General features: G+C 69.8%; 14 protein-coding genes and 3 tRNA genes. 6 read left to right on the forward strand and 11 right to left on the reverse strand.

The window, feature by feature from the left end; genetic code table 11:
- Nucleotides 1–70: 70 nt before the first annotated feature.
- Nucleotides 71–2,845, forward strand: coding sequence for an EAL domain-containing protein (locus JAV51_RS17665; RefSeq protein ID WP_197321857.1), 2,775 nt, complete (start codon nt 71–73; stop codon nt 2,843–2,845).
- A 24-nt stretch (nt 2,846–2,869) separates the two neighbouring features.
- Here JAV51_RS17665 and JAV51_RS17670 read toward each other — a convergent pair whose 3' ends face one another.
- The 3 genes from JAV51_RS17670 to JAV51_RS17680 are packed head-to-tail and all read right to left on the reverse strand — an operon-like array spanning nt 2,870 to nt 5,599.
- Nucleotides 2,870–3,481, reverse strand: coding sequence for an LUD domain-containing protein (locus JAV51_RS17670; RefSeq protein WP_197321858.1), 612 nt, complete (start codon nt 3,479–3,481; stop codon nt 2,870–2,872).
- Nucleotides 3,474–4,901, reverse strand: a complete 1,428-nt coding sequence (locus JAV51_RS17675) for a LutB/LldF family L-lactate oxidation iron-sulfur protein (RefSeq protein ID WP_197321859.1) — start codon at nt 4,899–4,901, stop codon at nt 3,474–3,476. The genes JAV51_RS17670 and JAV51_RS17675 overlap by 8 nt, the downstream gene beginning before the upstream one ends.
- Nucleotides 4,883–5,599: a (Fe-S)-binding protein gene (locus tag JAV51_RS17680; protein ID WP_197321870.1), complete on the reverse strand. Its 717-nt coding sequence runs from the start codon at nt 5,597–5,599 to the stop codon at nt 4,883–4,885. The genes JAV51_RS17675 and JAV51_RS17680 overlap by 19 nt, the downstream gene beginning before the upstream one ends.
- A gap of 277 nt (nt 5,600–5,876) precedes the next feature.
- On the opposite strand from JAV51_RS17680, the gene JAV51_RS17685 reads away from it, so the two are divergent.
- On the forward strand, nt 5,877–6,392 hold the full coding sequence (locus JAV51_RS17685; protein WP_197321860.1) for a YceI family protein: 516 nt from the start codon (nt 5,877–5,879) through the stop codon (nt 6,390–6,392).
- Here JAV51_RS17685 and JAV51_RS17690 read toward each other — a convergent pair.
- From JAV51_RS17690 to JAV51_RS17715, 6 genes are all read right to left on the reverse strand, one after another.
- Nucleotides 6,350–6,946: a carboxymuconolactone decarboxylase family protein gene (locus JAV51_RS17690; protein WP_197321861.1), complete on the reverse strand. Its 597-nt coding sequence runs from the start codon at nt 6,944–6,946 to the stop codon at nt 6,350–6,352. The two genes, JAV51_RS17685 and JAV51_RS17690, sit on opposite strands and share 43 nt — an antisense overlap.
- Nucleotides 6,943–7,839, reverse strand: a complete 897-nt coding sequence (locus tag JAV51_RS17695) for an SDR family oxidoreductase (RefSeq protein WP_197321862.1) — start codon at nt 7,837–7,839, stop codon at nt 6,943–6,945. Before JAV51_RS17695 ends, JAV51_RS17690 begins: the two co-directional genes overlap by 4 nt.
- 148 nt (nt 7,840–7,987) lie before the next feature.
- Nucleotides 7,988–8,061: transfer RNA gene (locus tag JAV51_RS17700), tRNA-Phe, on the reverse strand.
- Nucleotides 8,062–8,088: 27 nt separating this feature from the next.
- A tRNA-Asp gene (locus tag JAV51_RS17705) sits at nt 8,089–8,165 on the reverse strand.
- 18 nt (nt 8,166–8,183) lie between these two features.
- A tRNA-Glu gene (locus JAV51_RS17710) sits at nt 8,184–8,256 on the reverse strand.
- A 435-nt stretch (nt 8,257–8,691) separates the two neighbouring features.
- On the reverse strand, nt 8,692–8,934 hold the full coding sequence (locus JAV51_RS17715; RefSeq protein WP_197321863.1) for a hypothetical protein: 243 nt from the start codon (nt 8,932–8,934) through the stop codon (nt 8,692–8,694).
- A gap of 399 nt (nt 8,935–9,333) precedes the next feature.
- On the opposite strand from JAV51_RS17715, the gene JAV51_RS17720 reads away from it, so the two are divergent.
- Entirely contained in the window at nt 9,334–9,831 is a 498-nt protein-coding gene (locus JAV51_RS17720) for a hypothetical protein (RefSeq protein ID WP_197321864.1), read from the forward strand.
- Nucleotides 9,832–9,915: 84 nt separating this feature from the next.
- Here JAV51_RS17720 and JAV51_RS17725 read toward each other — a convergent pair whose 3' ends face one another.
- Nucleotides 9,916–10,119, reverse strand: a complete 204-nt coding sequence (locus tag JAV51_RS17725; RefSeq protein ID WP_005441988.1) for a cold-shock protein — start codon at nt 10,117–10,119, stop codon at nt 9,916–9,918.
- 425 nt (nt 10,120–10,544) lie between these two features.
- Here JAV51_RS17725 and JAV51_RS17730 point away from each other — a divergent pair, with 425 nt between their 5' ends.
- The 3 genes from JAV51_RS17730 to JAV51_RS17740 all read left to right on the forward strand — a co-directional run bounded on the left by JAV51_RS17730 (nt 10,545) and on the right by JAV51_RS17740 (nt 13,669).
- Nucleotides 10,545–11,786, forward strand: coding sequence for an Ig-like domain-containing protein (locus tag JAV51_RS17730; protein WP_197321865.1), 1,242 nt, complete (start codon nt 10,545–10,547; stop codon nt 11,784–11,786).
- Between the two features lie 84 nt (nt 11,787–11,870).
- Nucleotides 11,871–12,437 (forward strand): PaaI family thioesterase, encoded by a 567-nt coding sequence (locus JAV51_RS17735; RefSeq protein ID WP_197321866.1) that lies wholly within the window; start codon nt 11,871–11,873, stop codon nt 12,435–12,437.
- Nucleotides 12,437–13,669 carry a metallophosphoesterase gene (locus JAV51_RS17740; protein WP_197321867.1) on the forward strand — a complete coding sequence of 411 codons (1,233 nt, stop codon included), beginning with the start codon at nt 12,437–12,439 and terminating at the stop codon, nt 13,667–13,669. Before JAV51_RS17735 ends, JAV51_RS17740 begins: the two co-directional genes overlap by 1 nt.
- A 3-nt stretch (nt 13,670–13,672) precedes the next feature.
- On the opposite strand, the gene JAV51_RS17745 is transcribed toward JAV51_RS17740, so the two are convergent.
- Nucleotides 13,673–15,982 (reverse strand): tetratricopeptide repeat protein, encoded by a 2,310-nt coding sequence (locus JAV51_RS17745; RefSeq protein ID WP_307845919.1) that lies wholly within the window; start codon nt 15,980–15,982, stop codon nt 13,673–13,675.
- Between the last annotated feature and the right edge of the window lie 194 nt (nt 15,983–16,176).

A 16,176-nucleotide genomic window follows, 5' to 3' on the forward strand; every position in this document is an offset into this window, starting at 1 on the left:
TTCCTCCTATTCGCCCAGTGGTGATTTCATGCTGTAATCGAACCCCCGGCGACGAGCAGCGGATGGATTGATGATGGAGGCGTACACCCACGACGAGGTGGCCACCTGGCAACAGCAGGTGGACGTCGTCGAGCTCGCGCTCGCCGCGACGACGGCAGGGGCGTGGTCCGTCGACCTCCCGACCTTCGAGACTACGTGGAGTGCAGAACTGCCCGCGGTGCTCGGGGTGGAGGCCGACCCGGACGCCGACACCTCGGCCACCGTGCGGAAGCGGCTGCTCGAATTGATCGAACCGCTGACCGTGGCCGCACAGAATTGCCCGGTGTGGCACAATTTCGATCTCGAGCAGCGCCATACGACGCCCGGCGGTGAAACACGATGGACCCGCTTTCTCGCCCGCGCCCAGGGCGACGCCGTCACCGGGAAGGTGCATCGACTGGTGGGACTCGCCGCCGACGTGACTGAACGGCACGGCAACGCGCAGGCGCTGGCCGACCTCGCCGACCGCTACCGCCTGCTCGTGGAGTTCAGCCCGGACGGCATCTGTGTGCACCAGGACGGAGACCTGGTGTACGTCAACCCGGCCGCAGCTCGGTTCGTGGCCGCCGACGAACCGTCCGCCCTGCTCGGCCAGCCGATCATCGACTTCGTCGCACCGTCCTCCGTGCCGGAGATGCTGCAGCGCGTGTCGTCCCTGCACAGCACCGGGCAGGCCACTGAGCCTACAGAGGTACGACTCGCGCGCCTCGACGGCGGTTCGATGCTCATCGAGTCCGTGTCGGTGCGCACGACCTGGAAGGGCCGCCCCGCCTACCAGGTGATCATGCGCGACATCACGGCGCAGAAGGCCGCCGAGGCGGCGTTGCGCTACCAGGCCGCGCTGGTGACCCACGTCAGCGACGCGATCATCGGGACGTCGTCGGACGGCATGGTGACGAGTTGGAACCCCGCCGCCGAACGCGTGTACGGACACAGTGCCGACGTCGCCCTCGGCAGGCCGGTGGGCGAGGTCGTGGGCGCGACGCTCGACCCGCAGGCCGTGGTGGCTCAGGGCGGCGTGGTCGAGGCGGAACACCGCAAGGCCGACGGCTCCACTCTGACGGTCCGGGTGTCGGCGTCCCCGATGGACACCGGTTACGTGCTGGTGTGCGCCGACGAGACCGCACGACGAGCCGCCGAACACCGCTACCGCACCGTTGTGGCCGCTCTCGACGAGGGTGTCGTCGTGCTCGACGCCAACGGCCTGGTCGGCTCGGCAAACCCCGCGGCGGGCCGCATCCTCGGCCTGCCCGTCGAGACGATGATCGGCAATTCGCCGACGCTGTTCCCCCTCTACGACGAGTCGGGAGCGCGCATCCCGCCCAGCGAGTACCCGTCGGCGCTGGTGCGCACCACGGGCAAGGCCACCCACGCCCGGGTCGTGCGAGCCCGGCGGCCCGACGGGTGCTGGGTCTGGCTGTCGATGAGCTGCCGCCCGTTGGACTCCAACGCCGCGCCGCCCCACCAGGTCGTCACGTCGTTCACCGACATCACCGAACGCAAGGCCATCGGTGAGCGGCTCGAACACGACGCCACCCACGACCCGCTCACCGGGCTGGCCAACCGCACGCTCGTCCTCCAGCGGTTGAGCGAGGCGCTGCGGCGTCGGCATGCCGGGGCACTCGCCTGCGTGCTGTTCATCGACCTGGACAAGTTCAAGGTCATCAACGACTCGCTCGGCCACGGCATCGGCGACAAGGTGCTGCGGATCGCCGGCCAGCGGTTGAAGAACAGCGTGCGCCGACACGACCTCGTGGGCAGGCTCGGCGGCGACGAGTTCGCCGTCGTGACCCTCGGCATGGAGCACGGCAAGCAGATCCGCGCGCTCATCAACCACATCCGCAACGCACTCACCGAACCGATCACGGTGGACGGCCGCAAGCTGCGCATCGACGCCAGCATCGGGGTGGTCACGGCGGGCGAGGACGACGACCGGACGGCCGAGGACCTGCTTCGCGACGCCGACGTGGCCATGTACCAGGCGAAGACCCGGGGTCGGGGCCGTCACGAGTTCTTCGATGTCGAACTGCGCGAGCGTGTCCAGCGGCAGTTGCGGTTGGAGCAGGACCTGCGGGACTCCGTGCGTAGCGGGCAGCTCTGGGTCGCCTACCAGCCGGTCGTCGACCTGCGCACGTACCAGCGAGTCGCGGTCGAGGGGCTGTTGCGCTGGCAGCACCCCGTGCACGGGGCGATCTCACCCAGCGAGTTCATCCCGCTGGCCGAGGAGAGCGACCTCATCAAGCTGGTCGGCGGCCACATGCTCCGGACCGCCACCCGGGAAATGGCGCGGCGGCGACTGCGCGGCGACGTGCGCACCCGACTCACCGTCAACCTCTCCACCCGCCAGTTGGAGGACGAGTCGGTGGTGGACGCGGTCAGCGACGCACTGCGCAGCACGGGTCTGCCGGCCTCGGAGCTCTGCCTGGAGATCACCGAGAGTGCCCTCATGCGCGATCCGGAGACAGCGGGCGAGATCCTCACCGCGTTGCGCGGGCTGGGAGTGCGGTTGGCGATCGACGACTTCGGTACCGGGTACTCGTCGCTCGCGCAGCTCTGGAAACTCCCTCTGGACACTCTGAAGATCGATCGCTCGTTCGTCACCGGGCTCGACGGACCGGACCACGCCGACGCGGAGGCGATCGTCAAGGGCATCGTCACCATGGCCCACTCGATGGGGCTCACCGTGATCGCCGAGGGCACGGAGAACGAGCGCCAGGTGGCGATCCTGCGCGGACTCGGATGCGACCAGGCGCAGGGCTACCACTTCGGCAGGCCGGCCCCGGCCGACGAGGTGTTCCCGGGCTGAGCGGCCCGGCCGTCGAGGACCTGGTCAGTCCTCGACGACCAGCACTTCGAGGGTTCTCGGGCCGTGCACGCCCTCCACGCGGTCCAACTCGATGTCGCTTGTTGCCGAGGGCCCGCTCACGAACGTCAGCGGACGGGTCGGGTCGAGTCGCCGCAGTGCCTCGGGGACGCTGACCGCGATCGCCTCGGCGGGAACGACGCACAGGTGGTAGTCGGGCACCAGCGTGAGCAGTCGACGTCCCTGGGCGGCGCCCGCGTCGAGGACGATGGTTCCCGTCTCCGCGATGCCCACGGCGGCTCCCGTCACCACGCCGTCGGCACCGTCCACGTCGTCGAGGCTCAACGGCGGGTCGTCGATCGACCAGCGAACGTCGTCGACCTGCCACGACGCGGGCAGGTCGGGCGGCGCCACCATGCGACGCGCGCCCCGACGTCGGAGACAGTCGGCGATCCGGGCGGCCACGTCGGACGCGGCGACCCGGTGGACGACGGCCCGGTAGTGCTCGACCCGCTCGACGAACAGCCCCACCGGGTCGGCCACGGTGCGGGCGGTGTCGTAGTCCCTCGGCACGGGCCGTGGCGTCGGGCGTGGGGCACGGCGGATGCGGGCGAGGATCTCGCTGCGCGCGTCACCCATGGTTGCGCCTCCACCACATCCGGAACGACTCCTTCGGCACGGTGGGGGCGTCCCTCGCGGCGGTCCACTTCGAGCCCGGCCACGGCAGCCGACGCAGAGTGCCGTCACTCCCCGCCAGCAGCCGGGACAGCGACCCGGCACGCTGCGCGGCCTCGTACCGCCGCGGGTCACGGAACACCCACGCCGCCGCCGACATGGCCAGCGCCTCGGGGCTGCGCCGGGACTTCGCCTCCACCGCCTGCGCCCGCAGGTGCGTCAGCACCTCGGGGATGTTGATGCGCACCGGGCAGACCTCGTAGCACGCGCCGCACAACGACGACGCGTACGGCAACGAAGCCGCCTGCGCGTCGGTCATGTCCCCGACCAGTTGCGGCGCGAGGATGGCGCCGATCGGCCCCGGATACACCGACCCGTAGGACTGGCCGCCGGTGCGTTCGTAGACCGGGCACACGTTCAGGCACGCCGAACACCGGATACATCGCAACGCCTGCCTGCCCACCTCGTCCGCGAGCGTCGCGCTCCGCCCGTTGTCGAGCAGCACCAGGTGGAACTCGCTCGGGCCGTCGCCCGGGGTCACGCCCGTCCAGATCGACGTGTACGGGTTCATGCGTTCGGCCGTCGACGACCGTGGGAGCAGTTGCAGGAACACTTCGAGGTCCCGCCACGTGGGCACGAGCTTCTCGATGCCCATGACCGTGATCAGCGTCTCGGGCAGGGTCAGGCACATGCGGCCGTTGCCCTCCGACTCGACCACGGCGATCGACCCTGTGTCGGCCACGGCGAAGTTGGCCCCGGAGACGGCGACCTTCGCCGAGAGGAATCGGCGACGCAGGTGCCGCCGCGCCGCCTCCGCGAGTTCACGCGGGTCGTCGGTCTCGGGAGCCTCCGCCATCGTCCGCGAGAAGATGTCGCGGATCTCCGCCCGGTTGCGGTGGATGGCGGGCACGAGGATGTGCGACGGCCGGTCGTCGCCGAGCTGCACGATCAACTCGGCGAGGTCCGTCTCCACCGGCCGGACACCCCGCGCTTCCAGATACTCGTTCAGCGCGATTTCGGCGGTGGCCATGGACTTCACCTTCACGACCTCGTCGGCCCCCTTGGCCCGCACGAGGTCGTACACGATCCGGTTCGCCTCCTCGGCGTCACGCGCCCAATGCACCACGCCGCCCCTGGCGGTGACCGCCTCCTCCAGCCGCACCAGGTAGGTGTCGAGATTGGCGAGCACGTCGTCCTTGATCGCCTCACCGGCCCTGCGCAGCCGTTCCCAGTCGGCCGACTCGGCCACCGCCTCGGCGCGCTTGGTCCGGATGGTGGTCGTCGCCTTGCGCAGGTTGGTGCGCAGTTGCGTGTTCCCGAGCGCGGCTCGGGCGGCACGGGGGAACGTCGGGCTCCCGAGCCAGGTCACGGGGTTGCGGCCCACGGCTCTTCCTCCGTACTCGCGAGAATCTCCGCCAGGTGCAGGGCTCGCACTCCCGTTCTCAGTCGGGACAGCCCACCGCCGATGTGCATGAGGCACGAGTTGTCCCCGGCCGTGACCACCTGGGCGCCGGTGGCCTGCACCGACCGCATCTTGTCGGCCAGCATCGCCGTGGACGTCTCGGCGTTCTTGAGCGCGAACGTGCCCCCGAAGCCGCAGCACTGCTCCGCCTGCGGCAGCTCCACCAGGTCGAGACCTCGCACCGCTCGCAGCAGGCGCAACGGCCGGTCACCAACCCCGAGCATGCGCAACGAGTGGCACGTGGGGTGGTAGGTCACCCGGTGCGGGAAGTACGCGCCCACGTCGACCACCCCGAGCACGTCGACGAGGAACTCGCTCAGCTCGTGGGTGCGTTCGACGGCCGCGCTCGCACCGCACAGGCCGGGGTGGATCTCGCGCATCATGCCCGCACACGAGCCCGAGGGCACCACGACGTGGTCGTAGTCCGCGAACACCTCCGCGTAACGGGTGGCCAGTGGCTCGGCCTCGGCCCGGTACCCCGTGTTGTAGTGCATCTGGCCGCAGCACGTCTGCCCGAGCGGGAAGTCGACCTCGCACCCGAGGCGAGTCAGCAGCCGGACGACGGCCTTGGCCGTGTCCGGGTAGAGCGTGTCGGTGAGACAGGTGGCGAACAACGCCACCCGCAGCGGTCGAGTCCGCCCTCGGCTGCGGTCGGACCGGACGCTGCTCGACTCGGTGGCCGGCGTGGTCGCCGGGCCTTTCCTCGGCGCGGACTCCACTCACGCGAGCGTAATGTCGCCTCGTCCCCGGCGCCAGGGGGCAACTCGTCCGCCACCCGGTCGTCGCTCGTTTCGTCCACACGCGACAAGCTCGTCTCCCGGCCCCTGTCTGTGATCACTGTCCGCGACCGTCGCGACCTGCCGTCGGTACCGAGCGCAACTGCTGTTCAATCGGCGCATGCCAGCCGAGCCGATGAGCGACATCGCCTCTCCCCCGCCCGGGCGCTACGTCCTGGACCTCGAGGGGTCCACGGTCGCGTTCACCACCACGCACCTGTTCGGCCTCCATCGCGTGCGCGGAACGTTCACCGCCTCCGGTGGCACCGCGGTCGTCGCCGACCCGGTCGAGCGGTCCACTGTGGAAGTCGTGATCGACGCGGCCAGCTTCCGCACCCCCACGCCGATGCGCGACCAGGTCGTGCGCTCGCCGATGTACCTCGACACCGACCGGCACCCGACCATCACCTTCACCTCGACGCGCTGGGACGGCCGCGTCCTCACCGGCGACCTCACCGTCCGCGAGGTCACGAGCCCGGTCGACCTCACCGTGACGGAGTCCTCAGTGGACGCGGACTCGTTCACGGCCAGGGCCACCGCGCGCGTCGACCGGATCGCGTTGGGCGTCACGGCGACCCGGGGCATGACGGGCCGCTACCTCGACTTCGACCTCACCGCGCGCTTCGTCCGCGAGTGACGCGATCCGCGTCGCCGGGGCCGGTCCGGGACGACGCGCAACGTGTGCAGGGTGGTCGCGAGCATCTCGTAGTGCCCCACCAGCAGGAGCAGCTCGATCAGTCGCCGTTCGTCGAGGTGTCGTGACAGTCCCGCCCACGTCTCGTCGCTGACGTCCCGCCGTTCGTGGAGTTCGTCGACGGCCCGCAACAGCAGCCGCTCCCGCGGCGACCACCCTTCCGCCTCGGGACCCTCGGCCACCCGGCCGAGGTCGGCTTCGCCGAGCCCGACCCGCCGCGCCAGACGTCGGTGGTGGACGAGTTCGTAGTCGCTGCGGGCCAGTGTCGCGACGCGCAGGATCACCAGTTCGCTCTCGCGTCGGGACAGGCGCCCACCGGGCATGAGGCGACCCGCGAAGTGCAACCAGGCCCAGAACAGCCCCCGCGCCTTCCCCAACGTCGTGAACAACGCGGGCGGCTCCGTCCCGGTCACCCGACCGGCGAGGCGGGCGAAGACCCACGCGGCGACGCCGATCTCACGACGGCCACCCGGGCTGATGCGAGGTCGCCCGCTCACGCGGCACTCGCCGGGCGCGCGTCGTCCACGCTGGGCAGAGCCTTGTTCGCGCCCCAGTTCATCAGCCGCATCACCGCGGAATAGGCGAACGGAAGATACCGCTGGAGTGCATGGGCGAGCCGGACGTCGGTCGACGTGTAGATCCAGTACCGACCGCGCCGCAGACCCTCGAGGATGGCGTCGGCGGCGCGCTCGGGCGTGACGGCGTGCCGCCGGAACACCGCCTGAGCCCGCCGGAACGACCGGCTTTCCTTGTCCACGCCCGCGACCTCGATGGTGTCGGTGAGTGGAGTGGCCACCGCCCCCGGGCAGACCAGGCTGACGCCGATGCCGTGTCGCCGCAGGTCGAACCGCAGGACTTCCGACACCCCACGCAACCCGAACTTGCTCGCGCTGTACGCGGCGTGCCACGGCATGCCGATGAGACCCGCCGCCGACGACACGTTGACCAAGTGCCCGCCCCGGCCGCTGTCGATCATCGGCGGCACGAGCGCCTCGATCACGTGAATGGGACCCATGAGGTTCACGTCGACGACGCGACGCCACTGGTGGTGCTCCAACGACCGCACGGTGCCCCACACCGAGATACCGGCGACGTTCATGACCACGTCCATGGCTCCGTGAGCGCGGGTCAGCCGCTGTCCGAGCTTCCGAACCGCGTCGTGGTCGGACACGTCGGCGACCTCGGCGAACGCCACCGTGCCGCCGCCGGACTCGATCTCGGCGACCACTCGCGTGAGCGCATCCGCCCGGACGTCGGTCAGGTGGAGCACGGCGCCCTCTCGCGCGGCCCGCACCGCGAGCGCTTTCCCGATACCACTGGCCGCGCCGGTGAGGAACACCTTGCGTCCTCGCAGGTCACGGACGGCTCTTCTGCTCCACCGCCACCACATGGAGGCGGAGTGTAACGACGCGAACGCCCTTCGCGTCAGGGGCAAGACAGCTCAATTTCCCGCGACGCACCCGCGCGCGGAACTGACCGCACACAGCAAAACGGCCCACCTCTGACTTGAGGTGGGCCGTTTTCGCAGCTTGTGACCGTGGCCAGGGCCGGGGTCGAACCGGCGACCTTCCGCTTTTCAGGCGGACGCTCGTACCAACTGAGCTACCTGGCCAGAACGCCGGTACAGACCGGAACGCCGTGGCGACCCTGACGGGACTCGAACCCGCGACCTTCGCCGTGACAGGGCGACGCGCTAACCAACTGCGCCACAGGGCCATGATTATGTAGTTGTCGTACTCCCAACGGGATTCGAACCCGCGTTGCCGCCTTGAAAGGGCGGAGTCCTAGGCCGCTAGACGATGGGAGCCCAGCCGGTTCGGGCAACCGACCGGCCGTGCTCTCCAGGTCCCCCTGGGAGCGATGATTAGTTTACGGTACCCGATCCACCCCGTGAACAGGGGGGTCACTTAAGCCGGAAAACCGCTCTTGACCTGCGAAAATGCTGGCGCCTCCGCGTCGAGACACCTCGCACGAGCGCGGACCTCGTCGGCGACGTCCTCGCGAACCACCGTCGAGAACCTCGCCTCGACCCGGCTCACCGAAAGCTTTCCTGCTTCGCACCCACATCACCGACAAATCACCGCGAAACCGCGCATATCACCACAAGTAATTGCCCAACTCCGGTCCGGACCACTAGCGTGTGCCCCGGATCGCCCAGGTGCGGCTACCGGGGGTGCGCACCTGGGCTCCTGATCCTCGACCAGGACGCCGGCGGCCACGCGCCACCCCGAAGCCGAACACCTCAGTGCTGAACCGGAGCCCGACCCCCTTCGTCGGGCGCGAGGCCGAGCATGTCGAGCAGTTGCGCGCAGTCCTCCGCACCCGTCGCCCCGTGAGCGACGGCCAGTCGAGCCCGCCGCACCTGATCGTCCGAGATCCTCGGGGTGTCCTGCCCGGCGCGTTGCGCCGGTAGCCCGAAGCCACCGCCCTGCGCTCCGGACTCGTAGCGGAGAAGAAACTGCCGCACCTCAACCGACCCGCTCATGGCGCCTCCCAGGGCTCGACGTTCGGACCGGAGGCTAACGAGCGGTCACGAGCACACACAGCCCCCCGGAGAGTGAAAGTCCGACCACGGAGCGTGTCGTCACGCGCGAACGAAAAACGGCGCGACGATGAACGACAGCCCACGATCGGGTAACGCACCGGAGAGGATTTTCTGTTCAGCACTCGCGATCCTGCTGAAGGTCGTGTAACAATCGACGTGCTGACACACCCCCGGTCAGCGCCTGTGGAGATCCCCTCCGGCCCCCGCGTTCCTCCCCCTGGCGCGGGGGCCTCTCCATGTCTGCGGCCAACCCTCGATGACGGTGTGTCACCGGCCTTCACCCGACGTCCCGAGGGCGGCGCCACAGCTTTCGACCCGCCGAGACACAACCGTTATCGTGTGCTCGTGCCATTACCCTCATTCGGACGCAGCCGAGGCTCGAAAGCCGCCGCCCCCGCGCGTCAACGCGACGCCGCGCCTGCGGCCGACGAGCAGGCCGGTGACGATCCCGACCTGTCCAGTTACCTCGCCGCCCTGGCCCCGGAGAGCGACCTCGAAACCACGGGCTCCGGCCGCCGGTTCGGGGAGGCGCAGGTCTACCAGCTCCGACTCAGCGGCGCCGCCGAGCAGCAGCTCAAGGACCTCGCCGCGCGGTTGGGCACCTCGCCACAGGCTCTCGCCCAGGAATGGGTCCTCGAACGCCTCGCGCAGGAGACGGGCGACCCACGGGTGGCTCCGCCTGCAGCTCCCGCGGCTCCCGCGGCTCCCGTGACACCGAACCCACAGGCCGCGCAGCCCACTCCGCCTGCCGCCGACCCGGTCGATTCGCCGACCGAGGAACTCTTCCTCGACCAGCACCAGTGGCCTGGTGAGCCCCTCGCGGAGCGCCACGGCTGAGCGCCTCGGAAGCCAACGAAAACGAGCCCCCGGCGTGACATCCGCCGGGGGCTCGTTCCTTTGTCAGTGGGGTGTGTCAGGTCCTCAGAGAGCCCGCACCCTCTGAGCCTGCGGGCCCTTCTGGCCCTGACCGACCTCGAACTCCACCCGCTGGTTCTCCTCCAGCGTGCGGAAGCCACGGCCTTCGATCTCCGAGTAGTGGACGAACACGTCGCCCTCGCCACCGTCCTGGGCGATGAAGCCGAAGCCCTTCTCGGCGTTGAACCACTTCACAGTGCCTTGCGCCACCGCTGTACTCCTCGTTGCTGTTCCGCATGGACGCCACCGAAGCGACACCCCGGCCGTCCCGGGCGGTTCCAACGAGACGAGCGCGCAGCGTGTTCGGCTAACGGCTCGCGTCAGAAGTTCCGCGAGTGTGAAGCCACGAACACGCAAAACGACGGCCACCACGAAGCCTACCGACATTCCGGCGTTTGCGAAGCCCTTTGTTCCCGGGATGGCCCGGACGGGCGGGTCGTCGCCGACCGGCGTCCCCGCGCGGTTCACCGAGGTGACCACGGCACCTTCGGCACCCCCACCTCGCACCCGCGATGAGACCGCGCACTTTCCCTCTCCAGCGGGAACACGGAGCGCAGTCGAAAACGTCATCAGAACAGGTGCCACGACACAAACGTGTGAGTGTGATCACCTTTCACGAGGGGCAACGAACAGAGATGCCACGACGTCAGTCAGGTACGCGGGGAGAATGGGGAACGACCGTGACGCGATCGAAGCCGTCGGACAGCAGAAGACCACTCGCATTCCTGGCGATCGCGCTGGCCACCGTGCTCGGACTGGTGGCGTGCACGGGCTCTCCCGGCGGCGGCAACACGGCCGAGGGCGCCCCCGGCGGGGACGACGCCGACACCGCCGTGACGATCTCCCTGGAGCCCAAGAACGGCAGCGACGACGTCGCTCCGCGTGACCCCGTCTCCGTGACGGTGGCCGAGGGCACACTCACCGAGGTCGTCCTCACCAACCCCGACGGCAAGCAGGTCGAGGGCACCCTGTCGGAGGACAAGACGACGTGGCAGGTCTCCGAGCCGCTCGGCTACGGCAAGCAGTACACGTGGTCGGGCAGCGCCCAGGGCACCGACGGCACGACCGTGCCGATCGAGGGGTCGTTCACGACGGTCACCCCGGCGGCCACCAACGGCGTGCAGTCCAACGTGGGCGACGGCGGCACCTACGGCATCGCCATGCCGATCTCCCTGACCTTCGATGCGCCCGTGAAGGACAAGGCCGCCGTCGAGAAGGCGCTGTCGGTGACGACCTCGCCGGAGAACGAGGGCGCGTGGGCGTGGCTGTCCGACTCCTCGGTGCACTGGCGGCCCAAGGAGTACTGGCAGCCGAACACGGAGGTCGAGGTCAAGGCCGATCTCTACGGCGTGCACTTCGGTGACGGCGTCTACGGCGACAACGACCTGTCGGTGGAATTCACCATCGGGCGCGCCCAGATCGCGAAGGGCGACACGCAGACCCACCGGTTCGAGGTCTACCGAGACGGCGAGAAGATCGCCGACTACCCGGCAAGCTTCGGGCGCGAGTCCGACCCGAACCTCGTCACCCGTAGCGGTGTGCACGTGGTGATGAGCAAGCACGCCAAGTACTTCATGAACAACCCCGGGTACGGCTACGAGGACTTCGAGGTCAACTGGGCCGTGCGCATCTCCAACAACGGCGAGTTCACCCACGCCGCGCCGTGGTCGGTGGGAGACCAGGGCAAGGCCAACGTCACGCACGGCTGCGTCAACCTCTCCGACAAGAACGCCAAGGAGTACTACGACAGCGCCCTGCCCGGCGATCCCGTCGAGATCACCGGAAGCGACCAGAAGCTGTCGCCGAAGGACGGCCTCTACTACGACTGGATCTATTCGTGGGACGAGTGGCGGTCGTTCTCCGCGCTGGAAAGCTGACCCGGCCGGCAGCGGTGTGTGGCGGTGGCCGCTTTGCGCGGCTATCGCTACTGGCCGTCCGCCAACGCGGGATAGCGTGGTGACGTGAGCGCAACCGCACAGAACTGGCCTCCCGTCGAGGTCGAACCCCTCACCCCGCACCCGGACGCGCCCTCGCCGGGCAAGCAGTTGGACGCCCACTACAGTCAGTGCTTCGGCTGCGGCGACCAGGTGGAGTCCGGGTTGCGCATCCGGTCGTCCGTCGGCGAGCAGCATGTCGTGATCTCGACGTTCACCGTCACCAAGGACCACCAGGGCGCGCCGGGCCTCGCCCACGGCGGTCTGCTGACGTGCGCGTTCGACGAGGCACTCGGGACCGCGGCGGGCAACCTGCTGCGGGTTCCCGTGGTGACCGCCAAGCTGGAGACCGACTTCCGCCGCCCGGTGCCCGTGGGTTCGACGCTCTACATCACCACGACCCTCGACGGCAGGGCCGGCCGCAAGGTGTACACGAGCGCCGAAGGTCGCCTCGACGCCCCCGACGGCCCGCTGGCGGTCGAGGCGCGTGCCCTGTTCGTCACCGTCGGCGTGGAGCACTTCCTCGAACACGGTGACCCGGAGCAGTTGAAGGAACTCGGCGAGCGGCACGCCGACTGGGACGTCAACCCCTGATGTTCTTCGCCGTCCTGAGCGTTTTGATCGTCGTCGTCCACCTGTACCTGTGGCGGCGGTTGGTTCGCGACACGACCCGCCCCGGAAGTCGGGTGCGGGTGATCGGCACGATCGCGCTCGGGATGTGTGTCGCGCTGCTGGTCGCGGCGTTGTCGCTCGGCACGCGGGTGTCGCCGGACCTCGCCCGGTGGTTCGCCTGGCCCGGATACCTGTGGCTGGCGATGTTCTTCTACCTGCTGCTGGCGCTGCTCGTGCTCGAACTGCCCCGGCTCGCGCTGCGCGGGTGGCTGCGCCGAGGCGACGAACCCGCGTCGGCCTCCCCTGACACCGATGCGGCCGACGCGGCGGACGACCCGACGGTCGACACCGACACTGCCGAGGACACCGGCGGCGCACCGCGCATCTCCCGGCGGCTGGCCCTGTCCCGGGGTTCCGCCGCGCTGGCCGGGGTCGTCTCGCTCGGCCTCGTCGGCTACGGCACCACAGTGGCGATGGGGGCCCCGACGGTCACGCACGTCCCACTCCGCCTGCGACGGCTCGACCCGCGCGCCGAGGGCTGCCGGATCGCCCTCATCAGCGACGTCCACCTCGGACCGATCATCGGCAGGTCATTCACGCAGCGGATCGTCGACCTCGTCAACGCCGAGAACGTCGACCTTGTCGCCATCGCGGGCGACCTCGTGGACGGCGACGTGGCCGACCTGGCCGACGCCGCGGCACCTCTGGCCGGCCTCCGCAGCACGCACGGCACGTTCTACGTGACGGGCAACCACGAGTACTACGTGGGCTACCGGCAGTGGGTCGACTTCCTCCCCACGCTCGGCATCCGGCCGCTGCGCAACGAACGCGTCGAGATCCACCACGGGGGCGGGGTCTTCGACCTCGCGGGCATCAACGACGCGACCGGCTACCAGTGGCAGGACCCGGGTGACGTCGGCAAGGCGTTGGAAGGGCGGGACCCCGACCGTGCCGTGGTGATGCTGGCGCACCAACCCGTGGACTTCGACGACGCGGTGACCCACGACGTCGACCTGCTGCTGGCCGGACACACGCACGGCGGTCAGCTCTCGCCCTTCGAGCTGGCCGTGTCCCTCCAGCAGGGAGCCGTGGCCGGCTACTACGAGAAGGAGGGCAGCGCGATGTACGTCACCCGTGGGGCGGGCTTCTGGGGCCCGCCCGTGCGCGTGGGGGCCCCGCCCGACATCACCGTCGTCGAGCTGCGCCGCGGCTGACGATCAGGTCAGCGTGCGGGGCCTGATGGCGTTGGCCCTGTCGACCAGCTCGATGCGCTCCTCGCTCGTCCCCGCCAGCCGAGCCAGGGTGCGATAGCAGCGCTCCAGCCCGAACCGCAGGTCGCGCTCGGTGAGTCGACATCCGAGCACGGTGGTGTCCGGACTCGCCTGCCCGCCCGAACCCAGCCAGCCGAAGGCGGTCTCCAACACCTCGGCCGTCAGCCTCGTCTTCCGCTCGACGTCGAGGTCGAGTCGGTCGAGCTGGGCGGCGGCGTCGGCCAGCTCGGTGCCGGTGAGCTGGTGCGCCCCCTCGACGAAGCGGGTCTTGGTCTTGACGGCCGCCACCTGCGCCGCCACGTGGTGGGTGGACGACGGCGGCACCGACTCCAGCACCTCGATCGCGCTGCGGCGACCGCCCTGTGCGAGGTACACGCGGGCGAGCCCGAACGCGGCGCTCACGTACGAGCGATCGGTGCGCCACACCAGCTCGTACAGGCGGGACGCCTTGAAGTAGTCGCCCACGGCCTCGGCGGTGACGGCCAGCGCGAGCTTCGGCGCGATCTCGCCGGGCAGCTCGTCGTACACCGCGTCGAACGCCACGTGCGCGACCCTCGGCCTGCCACCGGCCAGCTCGATCAGGCCCTTGTACCAGTCCACGCGCCAGTCGTGCGGGAATCCGGACCTGATGGCGAGGTACTGCGCCGCCTGCAACTGGCGATTGGCCTCGGCCAGCTCGCCCAGCTCGATGCGAGCCCGGACGATGCGCAACCGGACCTCGATCGACTCCCTCGGCGCGTTGGCGAGCGCCGAGATCGCCGTCTGCGGCCCCGCCGACAGCAGCGTCGCGAGCACACCCGCACCGGGGTCGTCGGTGTCCACCTGCGGGATGGGCAACCCGGCGACCACCTCGCCCGGGTCGGGCAACGGGGGTCGGCCACCGCGTTCCGGCACCACGAGGTCGACCCCGAAGGTGTTGGTCTCGGGACCGAACACCGTCGACGCGCCCGGCCGCGGTTTGCCGGTACCCATCGCGAGGATCTCGCGCAGCACTCCCGTGAGCTGATCGGCCATCTCCTCGGCGGAGACGAACCGTCGGTCGGGATCGTGGTGAGTCGCCCTGCGGAGGAACCGGTAGTAGCTGTCGAAGAGCTTGAAGAGCGGAACCTCGTCACGGCCCGGCAGCGTGGTCTTGTACTTGCTGGTGTAGCCGGTGAACTCGAAGCTCAGCACCGCCAGCGTGCGCCCGACGGTGTACAGGTCGGACGCCACCGACGCGCCGTGGGTCGCCAGTTCGGGGGCGCTGTACCCGCTGGTGAAGAACAGCGGGCTCTCGTAGTCGTCCATGCGCCGCACGGCACCCAGGTCGATCAACTTGAGTTGCTCGTGGGTCTGGATGACGTTGTCGGGCTTGAGGTCGCAGTAAAGCAGGCCCTGGTTGTGGAGGTAGCCCATCGCGGGCAGGATCTCCAGGCCGTAGGCGATGACCCGCGCGATCGGCAACGGCTCCGCCCGACCGCTCTTGCGGTGATGCTCCAACGCGAGCTGACGCAGCGACTGGCCGCCGACGTACTCCATCACGATGTAGCCGACGGAGTTGCCCGTGTCCGGGTCGGGATGCTCGACGAAGTTGTAGATCCGGACGATGTTGGGGTGCTCGACCTCGGCGAGGAACTTGGTCTCGTTCACCGCCGCGGCGACGGCCGTGGCGTCCCCGGTGTTGATGAGGCCCTTGAGCACCACCCAGCGTTCGCTGACGTTGTGGTCCTTGGCGAGGTAGATCCACCCCAGCCCGCCGTACGCCAGCGCTCCGAGGACCTCGTACTGGCCGCCGACCATCTCGTGCGGCCGCAGCTTGGGCACGAACGAGAACCGCGTGCCGCAGTTCTCGCAGGTTCCCTCCGGCTCGCCGGGCACGCCGTCGCGGGAACGGCCGACCTTCGCGCTGCAGTTGCCGCAGAACCGCTTCTCCTCGGAGACGACCGGATTCGCCAGCACCGCCTCGGCCGGGTCGCGGTAGGGCACGGCGGGGACGTCGACGAGTCCGGCTCCGAGCCGACCCCGACGGGACCTGCGTGACGAGGTGCGGCGGGGCCGCCCCGGATAGCTGCCGGTTCCCGTGCCGGTACCGGTGCCGGTACCGGTACCCGTTCCCGTCCCGGTGCCCGTGCCGAGGCCGATGGAGATCGGCCCGCTGGTCGACTGCGGTAGAACGCTCTCCGTACCCGGGTCGGGCAGGTTCTCGGGCGTGCTGGGCTCGGGCGGCGGCTTGGGCGGGGCGATGAACGTCGTCGCGGGTGCCTTCCCGGCGAGCACGCTGGTGAGCTGCGGTTCACCGGCGCCTTGAGGCTGTGCGGGCCGGCCCGGCTCCGGTCGATTCGGTGCGTGCGACGCGCGGGACTGCGACGGCGGTCCTTGAACCTGCTGGCCCTGAACCTGCTGGCCCTGAACCTGCTGGCCCTGAACCTGCTGGCCCTGTGACGACGGCCCCTGCGGGGGCGGGCCCGGGT

The sequence above is a fragment of the Saccharomonospora sp. NB11 genome, from assembly GCF_015910535.1.
GTDB lineage: Bacteria > Actinomycetota > Actinomycetes > Mycobacteriales > Pseudonocardiaceae > Saccharomonospora.